Here is a 22,106-nt window from a genome sequence, read left to right on the forward strand (position 1 = left end):
CGAAAGAGCAAGGTAAAAACGATACTAAAAACTCTCGTCAGTTACTAGCTATACATACACACGGATAAAAGTCATGAGAACCTATCACATCAGCCGCGAAGTCGGCTACATTAATGGCGTTATACAAAACGTTCACAACGTTAAGCGGGACGAGTTTAAACTGTTCTTTGAGGTCCTTGCCGACGCGGACTGCATCATTCTCCTCGGCGAGGGACGATCGCAGAGCGCGTTGTACATCGGGATGGGGCAGCTTGACCGTGAGGTGCGGACATTTGTGGACATCGATTTCCCTGGTCGGAACATCCTTGAAGCAGCCCCACTATTGGAGCAGAAGTATGACCGTATCGTGCTCCTCGTCAACTCCGGCAGTGGTGAGACGACAACGCCAAAGATCGTCGTCAACCAGCTCACTGAATATATTGAGCGTACGAAGAGCGAGAACTTCAGTATCGCCGCGGTCGTCGCGAACCCGCGCTCCGCGATCGGCCGAGTCGCCGAGAAGGAGTATGGACACGTGGTCGAGCTGCACGGGCGGGTGCACGCAGCGAATGACGCGAATGAGTTCCTGAAGCACGGCATTATGAATGACGTCTATGAGCTGGGTTCAATGCTACTCTTCCAGAAGACCAAAGAGGCGATCAACGAGGGAAAAGACGACTCCGCGGTATTTGAGAAGATCGACGCGGAATCTAAAGTAATCGGTGAGTTCGTGGATCGGTTCGTATGCTCAGAGATGTATAATAAGGTCATTGACCGGCTGGAGACGAGGAGTCGCATCACGCTGGGCGGAGTCGGACCAGCGCGGAACGTTGCCAAGATGACCGCGATCCGGCTGCAGCATGTCAAACGAGCGCTCGGCGACGAAGCGTACTTGGCCGGACCGTTTGCTCCACGGCCCCGTGCATGTGATCTCTTATTCTTCATCTCATGGTCTGGTGAGACGGAATCTATCTTGAAGTGGTCTCGTGAGCAAACGGAGTTCGGCGTCTACGCCTATTCCATCGTGGGCAAGGAATCAACACTAGCGCGCGAGTCCGAGAGTTTCATCATCGAGTCCTCACCCACCACCTTCTACGAGCGCGCGACCTTCGCACTCAGCCCCTTGCCCCTGCATCTCGTGGAGCGACTGAATCAGCGCGGGTTCCGGCTGCCCGAGTACATTATGCAGTGGTGGCAGCACTCGGTGACGCAGTAGCTGGTGATCGGGCCGTAAGGCGGCCGGTATCGGTCGGTACGAGGGCTCGTCATTTTGCCTTACGTGCGAGCGGCGTCTTGCCGCACCGCACGCGCGCACCTTCCGTGACCAGCAGTGCGAAGCCGTCCGGTACGCTGATATCCACCCGCGAGCCAAAGCAGATCTTCCCGAGCCGCTCGCCCTGCTGTACCTGCTGCCCCACCTGTACATCGCAGAGGATTTTACGGGTGAGGAAGCCCGCGATATGCACGACGCAAATGTTCCCAAAGGCCGTGCTCAGCTCAATGGTGTTTCTCGTGTTGAAGTCCGCGCTGCGGATGAACGCGGGCTTGAACGCTCCTTGTTCCGGGGTTATCCGCGTCACCACGCCATCCAGGGGCGCGACCGTCAGGTGCACATTGTGGAGATGCATGAAGATCGTGAGCATCTGCCGGTCTGCATCAAACCGTAATATTTTACCGCTCGCCGGTGAAATCAGCTCTTTGGTCCTCATACGCTTTCCGCTGCCCTCCGTGTTAGCGTTCCGCGAAGCCGTACTTCCCTACCAGAGGGACGAAAGCCACATCGGTCTTTCGCTCGCGCGTCACGCCGTTCTTCTTCTCCACCAGATACAATGCCTGCCAGTGCTTGCCGATCGGAATGACCATCTTTCCGCCGACCTTCAACTGCTCCAGTAACGGTGGTGGCACGTCGGGTGCCGCGCAGGTCACGTTGATCTTATCAAAGGGCGCATGCTCGGGCAGGCCCAGCGTGCCATCTCCCTGGATCACCGTGACAGTCGTGTATCCCGCACGCGCAAGATTCGTGGTCGCGAGCGAGACCAGCCACGGTATCCGCTCCACCGAGTAGACGTGCCCTGCCGCGCCGATGAGTTCAGCAACCACCGCGGCATGGTAGCCCGAGCCCGCACCGATCTCCAGCACCTGCTCACTCTCCTCGAACTCGAGGTAGTCGCACATCATCGCCACCATGTGCGGCGCGCTGATCGTCTGTCCTTCGCCGATGGGAAGCGGATAGTCGGCATAAGCCTCCGCACTGAGTTTCTCAGGGACAAAGAGGTGCCGGTTGACCCGCGACATGGCGCTCACTACGCGGTCGTGTACGCCCATCCTCCTGAGATGCTCTGTCATCCTCAGTCGTGCTTCCTCAAAAGTACGCTCCTCTTCCATCTTCGCCTCCGAAATACCTCACCGTTGGTTTATACTTCGCTTTCTATTGGTATAAGGGTGATTATCAGGTGCTCGCGGCGTTTGCCGGATGCTCACCATCCTAACTGCTCCTCTTCCGCCTTCCGTTTGCGCTCTAAGAACCGGTAGACCGAGCTATGTGGCGCACCGCGAATGAGCATATCGATTGCCTCGCTCGCCACCCGTACCTTGTCTGCATACCCGAGTAAACTGATCGTCTTCCCGTAAACAGAGATCTTCACCTCCGCCAAAGCCTCGAGCGCGCGTCTCGTCTTCCCATTCTGCCCGATTACCCGCCCTTTTGTCCGGCTTAAGGTCTTCGGCGAGAGATCCGCGAGTGAAATCACCTCGAAGAGGAGGAGTTCATCATCAAGGAGTGCACGCGCATTTTCGGGTGAAAACCCCCGGCCGATCGCCTTTACCACCTCAGCCACACGGAGCGCAAGAAGTGGATCGCCGTCACCCGGGCTCTCGATACAGACCTCGCCGTCAATGCTGTCCACGGTAATGGCGCTCCTTGATTTGCGCTCTAAATCGTCCTTCACAAATCCGTTCTGACCAATGAGCACGCCAATTCGCTCACGGGGTATCTTTACGTGCTGTGTTACCATTTGTCACTGCTCCGGAATGACCGATCGTTCAAGTAGCGTAATCTCCTATCCGTACCAATTAAAACCGGGCGGTCGCTTAATAAACTTTGGGGCACGCCGCGCCGCGCGTCCCTTCGATCTGGGATTACCTACCCCCGTACCAGCCGGAGTACTTCCTCGTCTGTGCGCTCGAGACCGAGCTTGGAGAAGTAGACGGTAAGGTTGTGTACATCCCTCTTGAGGAACTCATCGGCTTGAGGATGATCCAGAAGGAGCGCCTGCCCCATATCGATGAGCACCGGCTCGATCGCACCTGGCGTGCCCGCTGAGGGCTCAGGGGCGAGTTCACGCTCCACGTAACCGTCCATCACGATATTGAACTCGCTGAGATCCGCATGCACCATCGAGCCCTCATGATACAGGGTGGTGATGGCAGAGACGATACTCGTGAACAGCTCCTCGATCTCGATGAGCTCCACGAGCGATTCGGGGGGGATATCTCTCAGTCGCGGTGCCGCGATCCCGTCCTGGCCAATGAATTCCATAATTAAGACGTTACGCTCGTAGGCTATCGGTTTGGGCACGCGTACGCCGAGTTCGAAGGCGCGCCTGAGATTGCTGTACTCTTTCCGGGCCCAAGCGAAGATGACACTCCGATGGTCTCGTTTGAGATGTTTGAATCTCGGATCACCCATGATATACTCGAGCATAGCATGGAAATTGGCCGTGTTGATCTTGTACATCTTGATCGCCAGCTCCTCATCATCAGGTCCGAGCGCGTGAAAAATAACCGACTCTTTGCCTCGACTTATCGGCCCACCGAGTGCCAGGAGAAGCCCTTTCTTTACGAATTTGTAGAGCGTCTCAAGCGTGGAAACGTCAAAGACATACTCTTCGGTCTTCCGATCGCGATAGTCCTTCTTTCTCTTTTTACCCTTCGGTAACTGGCGGTCGCTCAACCACTTCTCTATTTCAAATAGCCCTTCTTTCTCAGCCATTCTGCCTGTGGTCGCGTGTACCGATGGATAATATCGCCCTTTTCATCCTGAAAATCCCAGGGGACGACGATGACGACATTGCCGACGGCGATCCACTGCCGTCGCTTTAAACGGCCAGGTATACGACCCAATCGCTCAACGCCGTCGACACATTGCACGACCGCGCGCCGGCCGCCGAGCATCTTCTCCACGATCCCGAGCACCTCCCGCTTACGCTTCTGCGGGATTCGCACCCGTATTACTTCTTCCTCTTCCTCTGGCGTCTGCACGATCTTCCCCCTTATTCCGCCGCGGCGCTATGAAACGGCTCTCCTGCCCCGCATTACCCGGCGCAACCCCCCGCGTCGTGACGAAATCTTTAAATGAAAGGCGATATTATGAAAACAAAGGGGTATGGTCATATTAACTTTAAGCATCGAATCGGGTAAGTCTGTGCTAGTGTGGTCAGGAAGGATAGACGAATAATGACCGGGCGAACGAGGCGAAAAGGGATTTTGGCACGGCTGTTTCGCGCACTATTTTTCAGACGGGCAACGGTAAAGATCGGCATTTACGGACCACCGAACGCGGGGAAGACGACTCTGGCGAATCGGATCATTCATACGTTCGTGGACGAGAACGAGGATATTGGTACCTCGACGGAGATACCACACGAGACGCGACGGGCGGTGCGGCGAGGCGGGATCATCATCGATCTGAAATCGCGGACCTTGCAGAATCTCTACCACAACTCCGCCGGGAACCCCACGACCTCCTCGGGGACTGCAGCATTCACGCCTGCTGAAGCCAAATCGAAGTTGCGGTTGGATATCGTGGATACGCCTGGACTGGCGACGAAGATCGATTTTCACGATTTTATGGCCTTTGGCCTGGAGGAGACAGAGGCGAAGAAGCGGGCGAAAGAAGCCACAGAAGGTGTTATCGAGGCGATCAAGTGGCTCGAGGATATTGACGGTGTCCTGCTCCTGATGGATGCAACAGAGAATCCGTATACCCAGACGAACATTGTGATCATCGGTAATCTGGAGGCACGTGCTATCCCGGTGATCATCGCGGCGAACAAAATCGATCTTGCAGATTCGGCACCGCAGCGGATTGCGGATGCGTTCCCGCAGCACACGGTCGTTCCCATCTCGGCATTGAAGGGCGATAACATGGACGCACTGTACCGGGAAATGATGCGGAGGTTCAGGTGAGCGAAGAACGGGGCTCGAAGAAAAAGGGAGAATGGATGAGTAGTAATGTCGGAAATAAAGATGGATCTGATCTCCGAAGATAAGATCAATGCAATGAGCTCGATGGAGAAGTTACGGTTCGTCCTGGACGGCGTGAGGGCGGGCAACATCGTGATCCTGGAGGGTGGCCTGACACCCGAGGAGCAGATGCAGCTCATTGAGCTCACCATGACAGAGATCGGCGAGGAGTTCCCGGGCATCGAGATCAGTGGCTATCCCGCGAAGCGCGGGTTATTCAATTTGCGGAAGAAGACGCGGCTGACCGTGATCGGGCCGGCGAACGTCATGCGGACCATCAAGAAGGATAAGGATCTGATTAGCACGATTGTCTCTGCAGTCTGATTGAGTGATTGAGTGAGTGAATGAGTGCGTAGTGTGTGAGTGCGTGAGGGAGCGAAGCGGAAAGATGCACAAATGCCTGAGGTGCGGGAAGATCTTTGAACGACTCACCGATGCGATGCTGAAGGGCTGTCCGGAATGTGGCGGCAAGCTGTTCCTCTATCTGCGGCCCGGTGAGGAATTGAGTGCGGCCGAGCTGGTGGAACGGATAGAGGTAGATGAGCAGGGACCTGCTGAGATCGAGCAGATCGAGAGTTTACGGATATTGAGTCCTGGCGTGTATGAATTGAATCTGGACGCACTGCTGGAGCGAAAAGAGATCGTCATGCGGATAAAGAAGGATGGCACCTACGTGGTTCCGCTCTCCTCACTGTTCAAGAAGAAGGGGAAGCAGTGATAACGCGTTACGCTCATTCATCCTGCTCACGTTCGGCCTGAGGCGGCTCTGCCTTCCAGAAATCTCTGTCCCGTTTCGGGTCGACGGTCGCCATGAGCTCTTTAGGATACGGCTCTATTAACCGCTGATTCACGGTAAACGCGTCATCGAACCGTAACGCGTAGGATGTAAGCAGCTCGAGCAGACAGGGGAAGCAGATCTTGTTCTGGCGGTATTCCGCAATAACGTTGGCGAAGAAGGTCCGCTCCTCGCTCCTGAGCAGGCCGGCATACCGAGCAAAGAGCTGTTGAACTGCCTGGATTCTTGATTCAGGTGTCTGATGCAGGCGGAAGAGCTTTGTGAGAACCGCAAAATAGGCCGCTAGAGCAGCATCAATCGTCATCCCAGCGCTTCTACTGAGCACCTCGTACAGCTCGGCGAGAACCACCGGGCTGTAGGTAGCGAACAAAAAGTGGTTCTTCTCATGGAACGTTTCCAATGCGGCAAGCGACCGCTCGGCTGCCGTGCGCCTGAAATCGGCGAAGCAGAAGAGCTGAACGAGAAAGCTGTGCCTGATCGTTTCGTTGCGTAAGCGATCGTCCTCCTCCATGGGAAAGCCTGGGTAGGCGTGTATGATCTGCTCGGCAAAGAACCCGCTGGCACGTTCTATCGCTGGCGACCGCTCGACACCAGCGTAGATCTTGATGCCGCGCAGCCCAATGGTGGGCGATTTCGACTTGAAAATGAAGCCGTCGACCGCAGGGAGCGAGCTGATGAACCCGGTCGTGAAGCGGTTCATCTTGTCTGTGATGTCCTCATGCGTCTTCGGCTGGATCAGCCGCTTCTCATCACCCATTTTAACGATCCTGATTGGATCACGGGGTATACCAAGTCCGATGGCAACCTCGGGACAGACCGTGATGTAATCAACATACGGCTCGAGCTCTCGCACGATTGCGCACGGAATAACCTGACCGTCGTACCGGACCTTCTCGAATTCGAGACATGCGCTGACCACAACCACCGGCCTCGGAAAGGGCTCCATACTACCCCGTTCTTCCTTCTTGCAATTAAAAGCTACCGTGCATGCGACGCCCTGAGATAGCGCACGCAATCGCACGTATCGGGCATCGAGGAAGCGGCGCACTGACCGGGGCGCGATAGCACACGGCGAACTCTTATAACAACGCACGCTACCTTAAATGTGTACCCTACCAGATGAAACTATTTGTGCATCAGCTCGAGGAGCGGAATTTCCACAACGCATGGGCGAAGGCGATCCATGCGGTACTTCGTGAAGGGCCCGAGCTGGTGATCGGTGGCGGCGATGAGCGGAAGACGATTCGTGATTCCTGCATGCTGATCAGCATGACCGGGAACGCGATTAAGCAGATCGAGGCACATGAATTACACCCGCAATACCCCTTCAGACGGGTCAAGGACTATTGCAGGGAGTTCACACGCCCATTCCTGGAAGAGTACCGCGCGAAGCCCGAAAAGGAGCGGTTCAGCTATCTCTATTTCGCACGGTTGGCACGATATGCACCTCTGCCAGACGTGAATGATGTGGATCAACTGGCGCTGGTAAAGGATGCGTTAGCTGAGCAGATTAAGGATAACATCACGTCGAACAGAGCCCAGGCGATCACCTGGTATGTACCCGCGGATCTCCAGAGAAGCTCTCCACCCTGCCTGCAACGAATACAGATCCGGTACGTGCCAGAAGGCACGGTGGACGTCCATCTTACCTGGCGGTCACGGGACCTCTTCACGGCCTGGCAATCGAACATCGTCTGCCTCATCGAGATGCTCAATCGCGAGGTGATAAAGCCGAACAACTGTACGATCATTCGGATCATCGATTACAGTGATTCGTTGCACCTCTACAGCCGCGATCTGGAAGATGCAAAGCAGGTCAAATTAGTGCCTGTTAGTCCGCAGGAATTGCAGTAGCTCTTTGGGTTAAAGCTAGAATCCTGCAGAGCGAAACGGAAGGGAACAGTCAACTGAGATACTGCTTCAACCAGTCCACACTCAGCTCAATCACCCGTGCCAGGTGCTCGGGACGTGAGAAGACGTGATCAGCGTACTCGATGATCTCCAGTCGTTTGGGTTCCGTTGCAGCTTCGTATAGCCCCAGCGCCTGCTCGACGGGCACCAGCTCGTCCAGAGCACCGTGAAGTATGAGCACCGGCGGCGCGCTTTTTACCGATTCTAACAGCTGATAGCGCTGAAGATCATCGTAGAAGCATTTGTGGAGTCGTCGCCCGGATGGCAGCTCCTCGTACTCGCCTGTTGCTTGCGTTATTCGTGACAACGTATGCGGCGTTGCGAGACAGACCATGGCTTTGACGCGCGAATCGCGGGCCGCGATCGCGACCATGCCACCGAAACTGGACCCGATAACGCCCAAACGCTCCATATCTACCGCTCCTGAGTCTGCCAGGAACTGAAGCGCACTCCGGTAATCCGCGATCCTGCCGGTCAGACTCGTGTCTTCAAACGCGCCCTCGCTCCGCTCTGCGCCACTGCCACTGCCCCGGAAATTGAAGCGCAGGCAGGCGAATCCTTCGGAATAGAGACGCGCTGCAAATTGAGGCCACTTGCCACTGTCTTTGCTGCTCTCCAGGCCATGCAACGTCAGGACGCAGGGAGCGTTACGGCACGGCAGGCGCAGGTTCCCCACGATTCGCTGCCGATCGGTATAGAATGTGATCACCTGCTCCAGCTCTGGCTGGTTCATTCAGCTAGCTCATTCCTTTACGGGCTCGAAATCTTCCTTGCCCGCGCCACAATCGGGGCAGATCCAGTCGTCGGGCAGGTCTTCAAAGGCCGTTCCCGGCTCTATGTCGCTAGTCGAATCGCCCTTCGCAGGATCATAGATATAGCCGCAGATCAGGCATTCATATTTTGTCATAGTCGGTTCACCACCAGTTCCATTCTCCCTGTTTGGTTATAAAGGTGATGCGGTTAGAGCACCGTAAATCAGCATACCGTAGTATTACTCTGTGCTGTCCTCCCGTTACGCTCGCTTCACGATTACCTTCCTTACGGCTCCGCTCTTCTGTACCGCTCGCCACGGCACGCTTTCATGTACCACTAGCGGATCTTCAGACACGATCAGCTTTTCCGGTACCTCGGTGACCTTGAATCCCGTTTTCTCTTCCGATTCGTTTGCGGTGATGAGCATATCCCCGACGAACAAGCCCAGGGCCTGCATCGCGGCCGGGCTGATCTCCACAAAGCCTTTATCACGTATACCTGTCCAGAAGAACGGATTCGTCTTGTACCACAGCACGTAGTGCTCATTATCCACTGCTGCCCGTTTTTCAGGTGCCTCCTGTGGTAAGGTTGCGACGTCTATCGAAGTTCCCAAGCGGGGTGCCGCGATCTCAAACTCGGTTGGCTCCACCGTTTCGAATCCCAATGCATGTTTCACCTCTGCATGCACCTCTGCGAGCGCTCGGTTGTTGCCGAGCTGCTCCAGGATACAAAGACCGTTCGTCGATTCGCCACCTAATTCGAGCAGACGCCCCTCTATATTGAGTATCGTACCCCGCTTCCGGTAAAACGGTTCTGATTGGAGCGTCACGTGCGCGAGTTCAGATTGCGGGGTTCGAAACGCGTTCTGCTCGATCAGCACCTCCAGTTGCGAAAGCGTTTGCTTCACCGCAGCTGCAGTAGATAAAACGGCTGAGAGATCAGTCTCGACCAGGTACAGACCCTTGATAGTCCCGTCCTCGATGCAGTCGAGGATCTCGAACAGATCTCTCCTCGGGTCTGCTTCGCTGCTGCCGAGCAGGAGCGCACCGGTCGAGTTCGCAAATGGCTTCAGCAGAAAGAGCTGCGAGGCCGTCTCCGCCGCGAGCCTGAGCAATAGTGAAATTAATGTCAGGCTGGTATACGGCGTCACCTCGCCGATGATCAACGAGTTGGCCATGGTATCTCGAAGCTCTGCTATGCTCCCGGGGTCTAAAGGATTGATGAGCACGGTCTCATCCGCAATCCCGCGCCAGTTCTGCGCGAACGCGATGTCGATCACCTGTGCACCATTTTGCCGCGCTTTTAAAATCCGGCGTGCCAGCAGCGGATAGTGCACGTACGGATCCAGTAAAAAGAGCACGATCTTTGTGGCTACTTCGATCTCATAAAACGGGAAACCGTTTATGAGCGCCGACCGTGCGTCTGCTGGTATCACGCTCAGGAACTGCTCAAAGCCGAAACAGAGGTTCGGACTGCCACATGCCTTTGCTCCTGAGACCAAGGACACGATCTCCTCGTTCGTGATCGTACTCGGAAGGGCAACAAACGCGATTTCGTCAGGCGTGAGACGCGCCAATCGCGTTTTCGCTTCGCGTATCGCTTCGTTCTGCGCGGTCTCCTGGCCATCCACGAGGGTCGGGAGCGGCTCACGCTCATAAAGGGCGGGCAGGTGCAGCCCGAACTTACAGAGCTTACCTTCATTCATCGGCGCGAGTTTGCGATGCGCTAAGCTCAATTTGTGCATACCTTCCGGGAGCTCTGGTGTGCTGAACTCCTGCAGGTACAGCCCGCAGGCGATACAGCAGCCCGGACAGTTCGTGGTGATCGTTCTCATTTTTATGCTTCCTTGGACTCTGACGCCTTCGCATCCGCAGACCAGCGCAGCTTGGTCTCCTGGTACGGCGGCGTCTCCGTGACGTCCACACCCGGCTCATAGTCCAGATGCGCCTGCATTCGTTCAGAGAAACGCCGCTGGATAAGCGTGAGCGGAAGATCCACGGGACAGACCTCCTCGCACTGCCCGCAGTGGATGCAGGAGTCCATCAGATGCAGGATCCGCAGCAGATTGTAGAGCGAGATCGCGTACGCGTCCTGTTCGTCATGCAAGTCCAGACATTTCGCATCCGCATCACAGGCGCAGACGGGGCAGACCGCTTTGCACGCACCGCAATGGATACACCGCTGCAACTGATCAGTATAAAATGCGAGCCGCTCAGTGGGCGATTTATCTGTGAGCAGATCCAGCTCATCCTTCCAGCGCTCGGCAAGCTTCTGCATCGCACGCTCGATCTTTGTCCGCAGCGCGATGCTCTGCTCCGTAGCGTCTTCGACCTCGATCGCGCCCTTATTGAGCGCGTTCTCCAGAATTGCACCGCCCTTCTCGGTCAACACTTCCACAAACGTCTTCCGCTCGCCCTTCGGCACGCCCCAGTTTCCACACGCCAGATCTGCCATTACCGGAATCTTCGTCGTGCACGCCCTGCACGCGTCCCGTCTACCGCGCCCTTCCTGCTCCAGCTCATCAATCTTGAGCCCTTTCTCCTGTGTCGCACCGCCTTCACCCTCGTAGCGGAAAATGAGCTTTCCGCCGGTTATCTCCTCCTTCTGCACGGTATCGGGATCGAGACTGTAAAGTTCCGCCGCTACCTCCCTCATGCGCAGCGGATGTAACGTTCCCCCGCAGTTGAGTCCGATCAGATAAATGTCATCGAGTGCGATTTGCCGCCGTTTCGCCAGCTCGATAATGCCGCGTGCGTCACAGGGCTTGGTCGGCACCCCGACGCGCTTATCGGGCGCGCATTCGAGCAGCATTTTCGCGAGGTTCCAGGGCACACCATGCAACGACCCGGCACTCTCTTTCACCAGCTCTGGATCGTCCGTCAAGACCGGTACGCCCTCGTACACACTCTTCTTCTTCACCACAAGCGCAAGATCAATAAAATCGGTTTCTAAAGCGCTGACGAGGAGTGCAGTGACAAAGCCGCCGTTCGCTCCTCGTGCTCGTATCGCTTCATCCGTCGCCCAGGCGAGGTAGTATCTTGGTTCCATCACACACTACACCGTATGTATCTATGACTTCCACACTCTCCGGAAAGGACTCGGGCCGAGCTTCATTACCTTCTCCGTCACCTCCCTGACCATATCGGCGAATATCGGCCCCTCAGATGCGGAGATCCAGCGCAGCTGCAGCCGCTCAGGATCCAATCCGAGCTCCTTCACCAGCTCCTTCAGGAACTCGTAGCGATTCCGTGTCTTGTAGTTCGCATCCACATAATGGCAATCGCCGATGTGGCAACCGGTGACCAGAACGGCGTCCGCGCCCTCCAGAAAACCCATCAGGACAAACGCAGGATCGATCCGGCCAGAGCACATCACGCGAATGACACGTACCGTCGCAGGTATCTGCCGCCGCTCTAAGCCCGCAGCATCTGCGCCGGCGTACGAGCACCAGTTACAGCAAAATGCCAGGATCTTCGGCTCCCAATCCGCGTCTACCACGCCTGCTTTTCCTCCTCGCTCTTCCGCTGTGCCCACACCATGTAAACCTCTGAGTTGCGCACTATTAAAAAAAACGGCGATTCCGGGCAATCACGCTCCGACCAGGGCCTCATGTAACAACTCCTTCTGCTTCTTCGTGAGATTCCGGGGCGTTTGCACGATCGTCTCGATGAACAGATCGCCATGGCTCCCGTCAGGCCGCGGCATGCCCTGATCCCGCACACGTAACTTCGTGTTCGTCTGCGTTTCCGGTGGGATCGTCACGGTCACCTGTTTGCCCTCAATGGTGCTGACTCTCACGTCGCCGCCCAGAGCGGCCTGCGCGAAGCTGATCGGTACGGTCATAGAGAGATCATCGCCGCGCCGCGTGAAGACCGGATGGGGCATCACAATGATCTGCACGTAGAGATCGCCGGGCGCGCCGCCAATGCGGGAGTCCGGTGGTCTTCCGGCCTTTGGGATCTTGATCTCATGCCCGGTCTTCACGCCTCGTTTGATCTTCAACGCGATCTTTGTCCGCTTCGTCGTCATGCCCTGGCCACTGCAGGCGCTGCAGAGATCCACCGTCGCCCGGCCGGTACCCTGGCACTGTGGGCAGACCGATGCCTGCATTACCCGGGCACCACCGCGTGTCTGCACGGTTCGCACCTGACCCGTGCCTTTGCACGTGGGGCAGGCGCTCGGTCTCCCGGACTTCGAGCCCGTACCGCCGCAAGCCTCACAGACGCGGGCCATGGGGACCTCGATCTTCTTCTCCACGCCGCGCGCCGCTTCTTCGAGCGTTATGTCAAGCTGCAATCGGACGTCAGCGCCACGAACCGGCCGCTCAATCCCTTCTCGACCGCCAAAGAGGGTGTCAAAGATGCCACCGCGACTGGAGAAGCCTGGACTCCCGGGCGTGCTGAAGAAGGTCTCGAAGATCGCATTCCCGAATATATCTTCTACGTCACGATAACGCGTGAAGTGAGACCAATCGAAGCCCTGTGGTCCAAACGTTTCATCCACCACACGTTCACCGATCTGATCGTACTTCGCGCGCTTCTCCTTATCCACGAGCACCTCGTACGCCTCTGAGATCTCCTTGAACTTCTCCTCCGCCTCGCGCTTGTCTCCCTTGTACACATCTGGATGGTACTGCTTCGCCAATCGCCGGTATGCCTTCTTGATCTCCGCTTCACTGGCATCCTTACTGACGCCCAGTATCTCGTAGTAGTTCTTCTTCGGCATGCTCCTCTCTGCTCTTTACTCGGGTTCTTACAGTTTGGGTGTCCCTGCGAAGCGCGGTTCCGCGACACGCTCTATTGGAAAAAAAGCCAATCACAGAGGTATTGCGACGCATTCATGTCACGATGGCTCATCGCACGTACCGTAGGTGCAGAAAAAAGGGGCCGTGATGGAGTCTTATTCCTCCTCGTCCACCACCCGGTATTCAGCGTCCACAGGTCCGCGCTTCGGCTCCTCCTGCGGTTCTGCTCCTCGCCCCGGTCCGGGCCCCGCTTGCGGGCCGCCTGCCTGCTGATACGCGCGCATCGAGACTTCGTGGAGCGCGCGCGTCAGCTCCTCCATCTCCGACCGCATCCGGTTCACATTATCCGTCTTTATCGTGTCCCGCAGCCGTTCTACGATCATCATGATCTTACTCCGCTCGTCAGCCGTAACCTTATCGCCCAGATCCTGTAACGAGCGTTCAGAGGTGTATATGAGGCTCTCTGCCTGATTCTTCGTCTCCACGATCTCACGGCGTCGCTTATCTTCATCTTCGTACCGCTTCGCGTCTTCCATCATCCGATCGATCTCGCTCTGCGAGAGCTTTGTTGATGCGGTGATGGTAATAGCCTGTTGCTTGCCCGTGCCGAGGTCCTTTGCGGTGACGTTCAAGATGCCGTTGGAGTCGATATCGAAAGTCACCTCGATCTGCGGCACACCCCGTGGTGCAGGCGGAATCCCCATGAGATTGAAGCGTCCGAGGCTGGTGTTATCACGAGCAAACTCCCGTTCACCCTGGAGTACATTGATCTCAACGCTAGTCTGGCTGTCTGCGGCCGTGGAGAAGATCTCGCTCTTCCTCGTCGGGATCGTGGTGTTTCGCTCGATCAGTTTGGTAAAGATACCGCCTAACGTCTCCACACCGAGTGAGAGCGGTGTCACATCCAGCAGCACGACGTCCTTAACCTCTCCGGTCAAGACGCCCGCCTGTATTGCCGCTCCGATTGCCACACACTCCATCGGGTCGACCCCTCGCTCACCCTTCGTCCCAACGTAATCCTCCACGAACTTCTGGACGAGGGGCATCCTCGTCGGGCCACCGACGAAGATCACCCTGGTGATCTCCTTTGACGTGAGCTTCGCATCCTGCAGGGCCTGCTTGATCGAATCCTTTGTTCGCTCCACGATCGGCCGCACGAGCTCCTCCAGCTTTGCGCGCGTCAATTTCATGACTAAATGTTTCGGCCCGCTGGCATCTGCAGTGATGAACGGCAGATTGATATCGGTCTCGAGCACGTTGGAAAGCTCGATCTTCGCCTTCTCGCTCGCTTCCCGTAACCGCTGTGTCGCCATCCTATCGTTCCGGACATCGATTCCCGATTCCTTCTTGAACTCCTCGGCGACGTAATCCACAATGACTTTGTCCATATCGGTCCCGCCCAGTTGCGTATCACCGCTCGTGGAGATGACTTCGAAGACGCCTTCGCTGAACTCCATGATCGTTACATCCAGTGTGCCACCGCCGAAATCGAAGACCAGGATCTTCTGCTCCTTCTCGGTCTTGTCAATACCGTACGCCAGCGCAGCCGCGGTGGGCTCGTTTATGATCCGCACCACCTCAAGACCGGCAATTGTTCCAGCATCCTTCGTCGCGGTACGTTGATTATCGTTAAAGTAGGCCGGTACGGTTAAGACGGCTTTATCAACCTTATCGCCCAGGAATGCTTCTGCATCTGTTTTGATCTTCTGGAGAATGAACGCCGTGATCTGCTGTGGTGTGTACTCCTTGCCATACACTTTCACCTTATAATCTGTCCCCATCTGCCGTTTGATCGCAGAGATCGTGCCTTCAGGATTAGAAACCGCCTGCCGTTTCGCAGGTTCGCCAACGAGTCGCTGACCGTCCTTCGTGAACGCAACGTAAGAGGGAAACGCCTTGCCGCCGAGGCTCGTGCCCTCCGCACTGGGAATGATCGTGGCCTTACCACCAATCAATGCCGCAGCAGCCGAATTACTTGTTCCTACATCAATACCTATCGTTTTAGCCATCTTTCTACCCCCAAATAAATCATCCCTGTCCACTACCTCCTATCTTGCTTATTCGCTATTAAAGTTTCGTTCTGCGCCCGGTACCACCGCTGCCACAACGGCAGCGGCAGATTTTATTACCCTGCACTCCCTTTACCTAACTGGAGCAATGAACGAGGACGAGCGAGCGGTAGACGAAGCAGGGCTCGACGAACGACCACACGTTATCGAGGTCAGTGTCGAGAATGAGATGAAGCGCTCGTATATCGACTATGCGATGAGCGTGATCGTCGGCCGTGCTCTTCCAGACGCCCGCGATGGGCTTAAGCCGGTGCATCGCCGCATTCTCTACGGCATGCAGGAGCTCGGCGTCACGTATAATCGGTCGCACAAGAAATCCGCACGCATCGTGGGCGACGTCCTGGGCAAGTATCACCCGCACGGGGACGTTGCAGTGTATGACACTATGGTGCGCATGGCGCAGGATTTCTCGTACCGTTACCCGCTGGTAGACGGCCAGGGCAATTTCGGGAGCGTGGACGGCGATTCCGCGGCCGCGATGCGATATACAGAGGCACGGCTCTCGAAGATCGCGGGCGAACTCCTCGAGGATCTCGATAAGGATACCGTCGAGTGGTTACCCAATTTTGATAATACGCTCAAAGAGCCGCAGATATTACCTGCAAAGCTCCCCAACCTCCTGATCAACGGCTCATCCGGCATTGCCGTCGGTATGGCCACCAATATGCCACCCCATAACCTGGCCGAGGTCGTTGATGGCATCATTCGCGTCATCGACGAGCCCGATGTCGAGATCGAAGAGTTGATGCAGCACATAAAAGCGCCTGACTTCCCCACGGGCGGCATCATCTCGGGCTACGAAGGCATCCGCCAGGCTTATCTGACCGGTCGGGGCAGCATCAAACTCCGGGCAAAGGTGGAGATCGAGCAGAAGGCCAAACGAGAGCGGATCATCATCACGGAGATCCCCTATCAGGTGAACAAGAGCAAGCTGGTCGAGGAGATCGCGGAATTCGTCCGGAAATACAAGGTAGACAGTATCGTCGGACTGCGCGACGAATCGGACCGCAAAGGTATGCGGATCGTCGTCAGCTTGAAAACGGGTGCGAACGCTCCTATCATCGTGAATCGGCTCTTTCGACGTACGCAGCTCGAGACCACTTTTGGGGTTATCAATCTGGCGCTCGTTGACGGCGAGCCCCGGGTCTTAACGCTTAAAGAGCTGATTGAGTGCTACATCAAGCATCGCCGAGAGGTCACTGTTCGAAGGTTGCAATTCGAACTGGATCGCGCAGAGAAGCGGAAACACCTATTAGAGGGCTTGATCATTGCGATCGCGCACATCGACGAGGTAATTCAGCTGATCAAAGCATCGAGCGATGTCAAATCGGCTCAAGCCGCGCTGATCGAGAAATTCGCGCTCACCGAGGTGCAGGCGAAAGAGATACTGGACATGCGACTCTCGCGGCTGAGCGCCCTCGAGCGTGACAAGATCGAGACCGAGCGCGGCGAATTGACACAGAAGATAGCATGGCTCAGGGAGGTACTGGCGAGCGAAGCGCGTATCAGGGGCGTGATTAAGGATGAGTTGCGCGAGCTGAAGGAGAAGTACGGGGATAAGCGGCGCACTGAGCTCGAGGAGATGGTAACGCTCAGCGAGCGCGATTTCATTGAGGATGAGGAAGTGATCCTCTTCTTCACCGAACGCGGGTACGTGAAACGGTTGCCGGAGAAGCTCTTCAAACAGCAGCAGCGAGGCGGCAAGGGGATTGCCGTCATCGATCGCAGGGAAGATGACGTCGTCGTCAATTTCATTCGTGCATCCACACGAGAGCGACTGCTGCTCTTTACCGAAGACGGTCGCGTCTTTCAGGTGAAGACCTACGAGATCCCGCCCAGTTCGCGGCATGCGAAAGGCAAACCGCTGGTTAACGTTCCCGGGTTGAGCATCACCGCTGAAGAATCGAAGACTTTTGTCACCGCGCTCTCGGTGCCAGAAGCGGTTGATGAGGCAGTCGAGAACGTCTATATCGTCTTCGCGACCAGACGGGGCGTAGTAAAACGGAGCGCGCTCGCAAGCTTGAAGAACATTCGCGTAACGGGCATCGTGGCATTGCGGGTGGACGAGCGCAAGAATGATGCTCTGGTTGATGTGGCCCTGATGAAAGGTGAGGCGAACCAGGGCATCATCGTCAGCTCGAAGATGGGCAAAGCGATCTTCTTCCACGAGGAGGAACTCCGTGAGATGGGTAGGTACGCCGCGGGTGTGCGCGGGATACGGTTGGATAAAGGCGATGAGGTTGCCAGTATCGAAACGGTCGATCTAAGTGTACAGAAGTCGAACTTCGTCACCATCACCGAGAAGGGGTATGGCAAACGAACGCGGCTTGACGCTTACCGCGAGACACACCGTGGCGGAAAGGGCGTGATCAGCATTCGGGGCGCGCAGCGCAACGGGAACGTGGTGTGCATCAAGCAGGTGAAGCCCGACGATGACTTGATGATCACGACCTCCGATAACATGGTGACCAAAATCGGTGTGCGAAACATCCCTGTCCAGGGGCGGAACACGCAGGGCGTGCGCTTGATGAACGTCAAGAAAGGTGCGCGGGTCGTGACAGTAGACGTCGTTTAGGCACTCTGAACGTTTTGGGGCTGCATATGCTTATTCACCCGCGGTGGCGTGGTGCTTGCTCAACCCGCTCTGAGTTGTCGCAGCGTTGCCAGAATCACCTCGGACAGCGCTGGATGGATGTGAATGCCGCGCCCAAGTGCTCTATAGTCACGGTCATCAGCCATGATTTGGATCACTTCCTGGATGAGTATGGGTGCGTGGGGCCCGATGATGTGGAATCCGAGTATCCTCTTGCTCTCGCGGTCCACAATCGCCTTGGCAAAGCTCTCCTCGTCCCGCATAGCCTGTCCCTTCGCTACCTCCGAGAAATGCGCCGTCCCCACCAGGATCTCATAGTCCCGCTTCGCCTGTGCCTCCGTCATGCCGGCCGATGCGATCTGTGGCCACGAGTAGACCGCATGTGGTATCGCGCGATAGTTCATCTCGACGTGCTCGGTGTGCGTGCTGTTGTGCCATGCAACCAGCGCCGCCTCATTAGCAACGTGCCGGAACATGTACTTCCCAATCGCATCACCCAGAGCCCAGATCCGCTCCTTGCTCGTCTCGAGATAGTCATTCACCCTGATGAAGCCACGATCGTCTGTTTCGACACCGCTATGCTCAACCTTTAAGCGATCGGCGTTCGATTGGCGACCAACAGCGATCATCACTCGCTCAGCCGTGATTTCACGTTCATCACCAGTAGCTCTGTCCCGGGCTATAACAACGCAGTGCGCGCCCTTCTGCCGCACCGCGGAGACCTCAGTGCCCGTAACGATCGTCATACGCCTGGCCAGCTCACGCTGTAACAGAGCGGATATCTCCGGCTCTTCATGAGGCAGCAATCCGTTCCCCCGCTGGACAATGGTGACGTCAGTGCCCATAGCGGCGAAGAAATGCCCGTATTCAGTCGCGATATAACCACCGCCGACGATGACCATGCTCTCTGGTCGTTCTTTCAGATCGAACAGGTTCTCGTTCGTCAGGTACTGCACCTCATTAATCCCGGTAATCTGAGGGATCACCGGTCGTGCGCCGGAAGCGATGAAGATCCGCTCGCCCCTGATCTGCGTTCCATTGACTGCCAGGGTATAGTCAGCGGTGAATACTCCTTCGCCCCTGTACAGATCGAGATTCTGGGTGTGCTCAATACCGCGTTGCATCTGGGCGCGATCGTGCGCGATCATGGTGCGCATGCGCTCCATAATACCGTTAAAATCGATGCTCGTGATCTGCGCCTCGATCCCCAGTTTCCCGGCTTCCTGGATCTCCACTATGCGATCCGCAGGATGGATCAGCATCTTCGAGGGTATGCAGCCCACATTCAGGCAGGTGCCGCCGATTAGTCCCTTCTCTACCAGCGCGACTGTGAGACCCGCGGCTACCGCACGCTCAACGATCAGCATTCCAGCACCTGATCCGATGACGATCACCTCGTACTCTTTCATGCTTTGCCGCTTCCTCCTCGTTCCTGCGCTCCATGCTGCTTCGCGGTCTTGAACTGTCCCAGAAGCGCTGCGATGGCACGCTGTGGTGGGAAGTTCAACGAGGTTAGTGCACCGTCATAGATACTCGCGCGGAAATACTCGCCGAAGAGTTCCGGCGGCTCTTCCGTCTCGTAAAAAATACCAATCGGAATTCGGTCGGCCCATTCAGTCGCCTTCTTCATAGCGGCCTGCTGGTCATGCGGATCGTAATCCGGGGGCAGGTGGTAGATCCGGTCACGGTACCAGCTGATCGGATGTGTTCCCCAGGTGATACAGGGCTGTATGACGTCCACGTACGAGAGCCCTCTGAACTGGATAGCCGCGACGAAGAGTTCGGTAAGATGTTTGATATCTCCGGCAAAACCGCGCGCGACAAAGGGGCAGTCGTGGACGATCGCGAGTGCCAGCGGCTGCAGGGGGCTGATCTTAACGCCTTCGAACTGAAGCCGTGTCTTATCGCCCGTGTCGGTCGTCGGTGACGCCTGACCTTTGGTGAGTCCATAGATCTGGTTGTTGTGTACGATGAGGGTGAGATCAGGATTTCGGCGGACGGTATGCACGAAGTGGTTTCCCCCTTCGCCGTAGCAATCACCGTCCCCCGTCACCACGATCGTCCTCAACTGCGGGCTCACCACGCTGATCGCCGTTGCGACGGGGAGTGCTCTTCCGTGCAGTCCGTTGAAGAAATTACAGCGCAGGTAGTGCGGTAACTTTGCCGCCTGCCCGATACCTGAGACCAGGCAGATCTCCTCAGGGCGCTTGTCCAGCGCCACCAGTGCGTTCTTCATCGCTTTCAGGATGCCGAAATTGGGGCAGCCCGGGCACCACTGGTTCTCCGCATCGCTCTGGTAATCATCAAGCTCAACCATGCTGCCACACCTCCATGATGTACTCGTGATCCAGCGGCAGCCCGTCGTACCGTGCGATGGTGCTCTTTACAGATAATCCATATTCGCTCCGCAGCAGACGGCCGAATTGCGCGGTCGCATTGCTCTCGACCAGATGGTAACGCGGCTCTTCAGGGAACGTGTACCGTGGAAGCGGCCAGAGTTCGGTAAAGTGGAGCATACCCACCGCATTTCCGCGCTCATTAAGCTGGTCTACCGTCTCGAGCACCGCGTTCCGCGAGGACCCCCAGCTCACCAGCACGTCCTCCGCTTCTCTGACCCGGTATTCCTCGGGCAGCTGGATCTCATCCCGCAAACCCTCCAGCTTCCGCAGCCGCTTCTCCACCATCCGCTTCCTGAGCGTTAGATCCTCCGTGATGTGACCGTATTCATCATGTTCGTCGCTATCACAGCAGACAAGCTGCTGGCTCTGGCCGGGGAAGAGTCGGGGCGAAATCCCGGTCTCCGTGAGCAGATATCGCCGGTAATCTCCCGACTCAACGGTTGCTGCGAGATAATGTTCAGGCTTCAGGGCATCGAGCTCGAAGTCGTCCACCGTGGAATAGGAGTCGGCCAGGAACTGGTCGCTCAGGATGATCGCAGGTGTTTGGTACTTATCGGCCAGATTGAATGCGCGGGCGATCTTATGAAATGCGTCCCGGGGATCAGCGGGTGCGAAGACGAGCCTGGGGAATTCACCGTGACCCGCGTTGACCGCAAAGAGCAGATCCGCCTGCTCCGTGCGCGTTGGAAGACCGGTTGCCGGCGCAGGACGCTGGCCAAGCACAATAACGATCGGTGTCTCGGTCATGCCAGCGAGGCTGATCCCTTCGGTCATGAGTGAAAAGCCACCGCCCGAGGTCGCGGTCATCGCGCGCACCCCGGCATAACTCGCGCCAATCGCCATATTGATCGCCGCGATTTCGTCTTCCGCCTGCTCGGTGAAGATCTGCAAGCGCTCTTTGTGCTTTGAGAGGAACGTTATGATTCCGGTCGAAGGTGTCATGGGATACGCGGCAATGAAGCGGCAGCCAGCGGCCGCAGCACCCAGTGCCAGCGCTTCGTTCCCCGTGACCAGGTAGTGCGCCAGTGTTCGTCTCGGCAGTGTCCATGCGCAGACGCCCTCGCAACTCCTCTTCGCCCTGTTGTAGCCTGTCGCGGCCGCCGCGCGATTCGTGTCCACGATCTCATCGCTTTTCCCCGCAAACTCGTCCGCGACCACCTCGATGAGTGCCTCCTGCTCGAGGCCGAGCACTGCAGCAAGGGCTCCAGCAGCGACGGTATTTGCAAAGAGCTTCTTGCCAAAGTCCTCCCGGGCGATCTGCTCAAACGGTATAGTGATCACCCGTTCACCGGTCTCCTGCTCGTCGATCAAAACGCCATCAGCTTTCAGCAGCGGTCGGTATTTACGCTTGGACTCTTCGCTCAACGTCACGAGGATATCAGCCCTATTCAGCGGGCTGTTGGCCGGAGTATCGCTCACGCGTATCCGGTAGCTGTTACAGCCCCCGCGGATGCGCGATTCGTACTCCTGCCATGCGAAGACGTTATAGCCAGCTCCTGAAGCAGTCCTGGCAAGAACGTATCCGATCGTCTGAACACCCTGGCCAGCGGCTCCGGCAATGACAACAGTTAAATCCACCTCTTCTAGTCACCCCTCATATAAGCTATCTTCAGTAAGG

At 56.7% G+C, this 22,106-nt stretch carries 22 protein-coding genes; 6 read left to right on the top strand and 16 right to left on the bottom strand.

From position 1 onward, the window contains the following. Window positions 1–73: 73 nt before the first annotated feature. Window positions 74–1,195: a hypothetical protein gene (locus ENN68_06065; protein HDS45640.1), complete on the top strand. Its 1,122-nt coding sequence runs from the start codon at window positions 74–76 to the stop codon at window positions 1,193–1,195. Window positions 1,196–1,244: 49 nt separating this feature from the next. On the opposite strand, the gene ENN68_06070 is transcribed toward ENN68_06065, so the two are convergent. The 5 genes from ENN68_06070 to eif1A all read right to left on the bottom strand — a co-directional run bounded on the left by ENN68_06070 (window position 1,245) and on the right by eif1A (window position 4,239). Next, window positions 1,245–1,688 carry a phosphatidylserine decarboxylase family protein gene (locus ENN68_06070; protein HDS45641.1) on the bottom strand — a complete coding sequence of 148 codons (444 nt, stop codon included), beginning with the start codon at window positions 1,686–1,688 and terminating at the stop codon, window positions 1,245–1,247. A gap of 22 nt (window positions 1,689–1,710) precedes the next feature. Next, window positions 1,711–2,364 carry a protein-L-isoaspartate(D-aspartate) O-methyltransferase gene (locus ENN68_06075; GenBank protein HDS45642.1) on the bottom strand — a complete coding sequence of 218 codons (654 nt, stop codon included), beginning with the start codon at window positions 2,362–2,364 and terminating at the stop codon, window positions 1,711–1,713. A 92-nt stretch (window positions 2,365–2,456) separates the two neighbouring features. Beyond that, complete coding sequence (locus ENN68_06080; protein HDS45643.1) at window positions 2,457–2,993, bottom strand: RNA-processing protein; 537 nt, start codon at window positions 2,991–2,993, stop codon at window positions 2,457–2,459. Between the two features lie 128 nt (window positions 2,994–3,121). After that, on the bottom strand, window positions 3,122–3,970 hold the full coding sequence (locus ENN68_06085; GenBank protein HDS45644.1) for a serine protein kinase RIO: 849 nt from the start codon (window positions 3,968–3,970) through the stop codon (window positions 3,122–3,124). Next, complete coding sequence (gene eif1A / locus ENN68_06090) at window positions 3,940–4,239, bottom strand: translation initiation factor eIF-1A (protein ID HDS45645.1); 300 nt, start codon at window positions 4,237–4,239, stop codon at window positions 3,940–3,942. The genes ENN68_06085 and eif1A overlap by 31 nt, the downstream gene beginning before the upstream one ends. 195 nt (window positions 4,240–4,434) lie before the next feature. Between eif1A and ENN68_06095 the strand changes: the two genes are divergently transcribed. From ENN68_06095 to ENN68_06105, 3 genes are all read left to right on the top strand, one after another. Continuing rightward, window positions 4,435–5,166: a GTP-binding protein gene (locus ENN68_06095; protein ID HDS45646.1), complete on the top strand. Its 732-nt coding sequence runs from the start codon at window positions 4,435–4,437 to the stop codon at window positions 5,164–5,166. A 45-nt stretch (window positions 5,167–5,211) separates the two neighbouring features. Further along, window positions 5,212–5,547, top strand: coding sequence for a DUF2073 domain-containing protein (locus ENN68_06100; protein ID HDS45647.1), 336 nt, complete (start codon window positions 5,212–5,214; stop codon window positions 5,545–5,547). 64 nt (window positions 5,548–5,611) lie between these two features. Beyond that, entirely contained in the window at window positions 5,612–5,941 is a 330-nt protein-coding gene (locus ENN68_06105) for a hypothetical protein (protein HDS45648.1), read from the top strand. 13 nt (window positions 5,942–5,954) lie between these two features. Here ENN68_06105 and ENN68_06110 read toward each other — a convergent pair whose 3' ends face one another. After that, complete coding sequence (locus ENN68_06110; GenBank protein ID HDS45649.1) at window positions 5,955–6,965, bottom strand: DUF1722 domain-containing protein; 1,011 nt, start codon at window positions 6,963–6,965, stop codon at window positions 5,955–5,957. 173 nt (window positions 6,966–7,138) lie between these two features. Between ENN68_06110 and ENN68_06115 the strand changes: the two genes are divergently transcribed. Then, a complete protein-coding gene (locus ENN68_06115; protein ID HDS45650.1) occupies window positions 7,139–7,873 on the top strand; it encodes a hypothetical protein in 735 nt (244 codons plus the stop codon). A 49-nt stretch (window positions 7,874–7,922) separates the two neighbouring features. On the opposite strand, the gene ENN68_06120 is transcribed toward ENN68_06115, so the two are convergent. The 7 genes from ENN68_06120 to dnaK all read right to left on the bottom strand — a co-directional run bounded on the left by ENN68_06120 (window position 7,923) and on the right by dnaK (window position 15,436). Further along, window positions 7,923–8,663 carry an alpha/beta fold hydrolase gene (locus tag ENN68_06120; GenBank protein ID HDS45651.1) on the bottom strand — a complete coding sequence of 247 codons (741 nt, stop codon included), beginning with the start codon at window positions 8,661–8,663 and terminating at the stop codon, window positions 7,923–7,925. 9 nt (window positions 8,664–8,672) lie between these two features. Beyond that, the gene (locus tag ENN68_06125; protein HDS45652.1) at window positions 8,673–8,837 is read right to left on the bottom strand and encodes a rubredoxin; all 165 of its coding nucleotides are present in this window, start codon (window positions 8,835–8,837) and stop codon (window positions 8,673–8,675) included. A gap of 105 nt (window positions 8,838–8,942) precedes the next feature. Further along, the gene (locus ENN68_06130; GenBank protein ID HDS45653.1) at window positions 8,943–10,517 is read right to left on the bottom strand and encodes a hypothetical protein; all 1,575 of its coding nucleotides are present in this window, start codon (window positions 10,515–10,517) and stop codon (window positions 8,943–8,945) included. Between the two features lie 2 nt (window positions 10,518–10,519). Further along, window positions 10,520–11,731 (bottom strand): 4Fe-4S dicluster domain-containing protein, encoded by a 1,212-nt coding sequence (locus tag ENN68_06135; protein HDS45654.1) that lies wholly within the window; start codon window positions 11,729–11,731, stop codon window positions 10,520–10,522. A gap of 21 nt (window positions 11,732–11,752) precedes the next feature. Then, complete coding sequence (locus tag ENN68_06140; GenBank protein ID HDS45655.1) at window positions 11,753–12,181, bottom strand: hydrogenase iron-sulfur subunit; 429 nt, start codon at window positions 12,179–12,181, stop codon at window positions 11,753–11,755. A 90-nt stretch (window positions 12,182–12,271) separates the two neighbouring features. Then, on the bottom strand, window positions 12,272–13,408 hold the full coding sequence (gene dnaJ, locus ENN68_06145; protein ID HDS45656.1) for a molecular chaperone DnaJ: 1,137 nt from the start codon (window positions 13,406–13,408) through the stop codon (window positions 12,272–12,274). 174 nt (window positions 13,409–13,582) lie between these two features. Beyond that, complete coding sequence (gene dnaK / locus ENN68_06150) at window positions 13,583–15,436, bottom strand: molecular chaperone DnaK (GenBank protein ID HDS45657.1); 1,854 nt, start codon at window positions 15,434–15,436, stop codon at window positions 13,583–13,585. A gap of 148 nt (window positions 15,437–15,584) precedes the next feature. Between dnaK and gyrA the strand changes: the two genes are divergently transcribed. Next, window positions 15,585–18,071 carry a DNA gyrase subunit A gene (gene gyrA / locus ENN68_06155; protein HDS45658.1) on the top strand — a complete coding sequence of 829 codons (2,487 nt, stop codon included), beginning with the start codon at window positions 15,585–15,587 and terminating at the stop codon, window positions 18,069–18,071. Window positions 18,072–18,130: 59 nt separating this feature from the next. Here the strand turns inward: gyrA and ENN68_06160 are convergent, their stop codons facing one another. Genes ENN68_06160 through ENN68_06170 form a run of 3 tightly spaced genes read right to left on the bottom strand, consistent with a single transcriptional unit; the run spans window position 18,131 to window position 22,066 of the window. Continuing rightward, window positions 18,131–19,498, bottom strand: a complete 1,368-nt coding sequence (locus ENN68_06160; GenBank protein ID HDS45659.1) for a dihydrolipoyl dehydrogenase — start codon at window positions 19,496–19,498, stop codon at window positions 18,131–18,133. Continuing rightward, window positions 19,495–20,406: a 2-oxoacid ferredoxin oxidoreductase gene (locus tag ENN68_06165; GenBank protein ID HDS45660.1), complete on the bottom strand. Its 912-nt coding sequence runs from the start codon at window positions 20,404–20,406 to the stop codon at window positions 19,495–19,497. Before ENN68_06165 ends, ENN68_06160 begins: the two co-directional genes overlap by 4 nt. Continuing rightward, entirely contained in the window at window positions 20,399–22,066 is a 1,668-nt protein-coding gene (locus tag ENN68_06170) for a 2-oxoacid:acceptor oxidoreductase subunit alpha (GenBank protein ID HDS45661.1), read from the bottom strand. Before ENN68_06170 ends, ENN68_06165 begins: the two co-directional genes overlap by 8 nt. Between the last annotated feature and the right edge of the window lie 40 nt (window positions 22,067–22,106).

It is taken from the genome of Methanomicrobia archaeon (assembly GCA_011049045.1).
Lineage (GTDB): Archaea > Halobacteriota > Syntropharchaeia > Alkanophagales > Methanospirareceae > JACGMN01.

Coding starts and splice junctions, on each gene's coding strand:
- ENN68_06160 (HDS45659.1), bottom strand. CDS start 19,498: ATGAAAGAGTACGAGGTGATCGTCATCGGATCAGGTGCTGGAATGCTG.
- ENN68_06115 (HDS45650.1), top strand. CDS start 7,139: ATGAAACTATTTGTGCATCAGCTCGAGGAGCGGAATTTCCACAACGCA.
- ENN68_06100 (HDS45647.1), top strand. CDS start 5,212: ATGTCGGAAATAAAGATGGATCTGATCTCCGAAGATAAGATCAATGCA.
- ENN68_06105 (HDS45648.1), top strand. CDS start 5,612: ATGCACAAATGCCTGAGGTGCGGGAAGATCTTTGAACGACTCACCGAT.
- ENN68_06095 (HDS45646.1), top strand. CDS start 4,435: ATGACCGGGCGAACGAGGCGAAAAGGGATTTTGGCACGGCTGTTTCGC.
- ENN68_06110 (HDS45649.1), bottom strand. CDS start 6,965: ATGGAGCCCTTTCCGAGGCCGGTGGTTGTGGTCAGCGCATGTCTCGAA.
- ENN68_06130 (HDS45653.1), bottom strand. CDS start 10,517: ATGAGAACGATCACCACGAACTGTCCGGGCTGCTGTATCGCCTGCGGG.
- dnaJ (HDS45656.1), bottom strand. CDS start 13,408: ATGCCGAAGAAGAACTACTACGAGATACTGGGCGTCAGTAAGGATGCC.
- ENN68_06085 (HDS45644.1), bottom strand. CDS start 3,970: ATGGCTGAGAAAGAAGGGCTATTTGAAATAGAGAAGTGGTTGAGCGAC.
- gyrA (HDS45658.1), top strand. CDS start 15,585: ATGAACGAGGACGAGCGAGCGGTAGACGAAGCAGGGCTCGACGAACGA.
- ENN68_06135 (HDS45654.1), bottom strand. CDS start 11,731: ATGGAACCAAGATACTACCTCGCCTGGGCGACGGATGAAGCGATACGA.
- ENN68_06080 (HDS45643.1), bottom strand. CDS start 2,993: ATGGTAACACAGCACGTAAAGATACCCCGTGAGCGAATTGGCGTGCTC.
- ENN68_06125 (HDS45652.1), bottom strand. CDS start 8,837: ATGACAAAATATGAATGCCTGATCTGCGGCTATATCTATGATCCTGCG.
- ENN68_06075 (HDS45642.1), bottom strand. CDS start 2,364: ATGGAAGAGGAGCGTACTTTTGAGGAAGCACGACTGAGGATGACAGAG.
- ENN68_06065 (HDS45640.1), top strand. CDS start 74: ATGAGAACCTATCACATCAGCCGCGAAGTCGGCTACATTAATGGCGTT.
- ENN68_06165 (HDS45660.1), bottom strand. CDS start 20,406: ATGGTTGAGCTTGATGATTACCAGAGCGATGCGGAGAACCAGTGGTGC.
- ENN68_06120 (HDS45651.1), bottom strand. CDS start 8,663: ATGAACCAGCCAGAGCTGGAGCAGGTGATCACATTCTATACCGATCGG.
- dnaK (HDS45657.1), bottom strand. CDS start 15,436: ATGGCTAAAACGATAGGTATTGATGTAGGAACAAGTAATTCGGCTGCT.
- ENN68_06070 (HDS45641.1), bottom strand. CDS start 1,688: ATGAGGACCAAAGAGCTGATTTCACCGGCGAGCGGTAAAATATTACGG.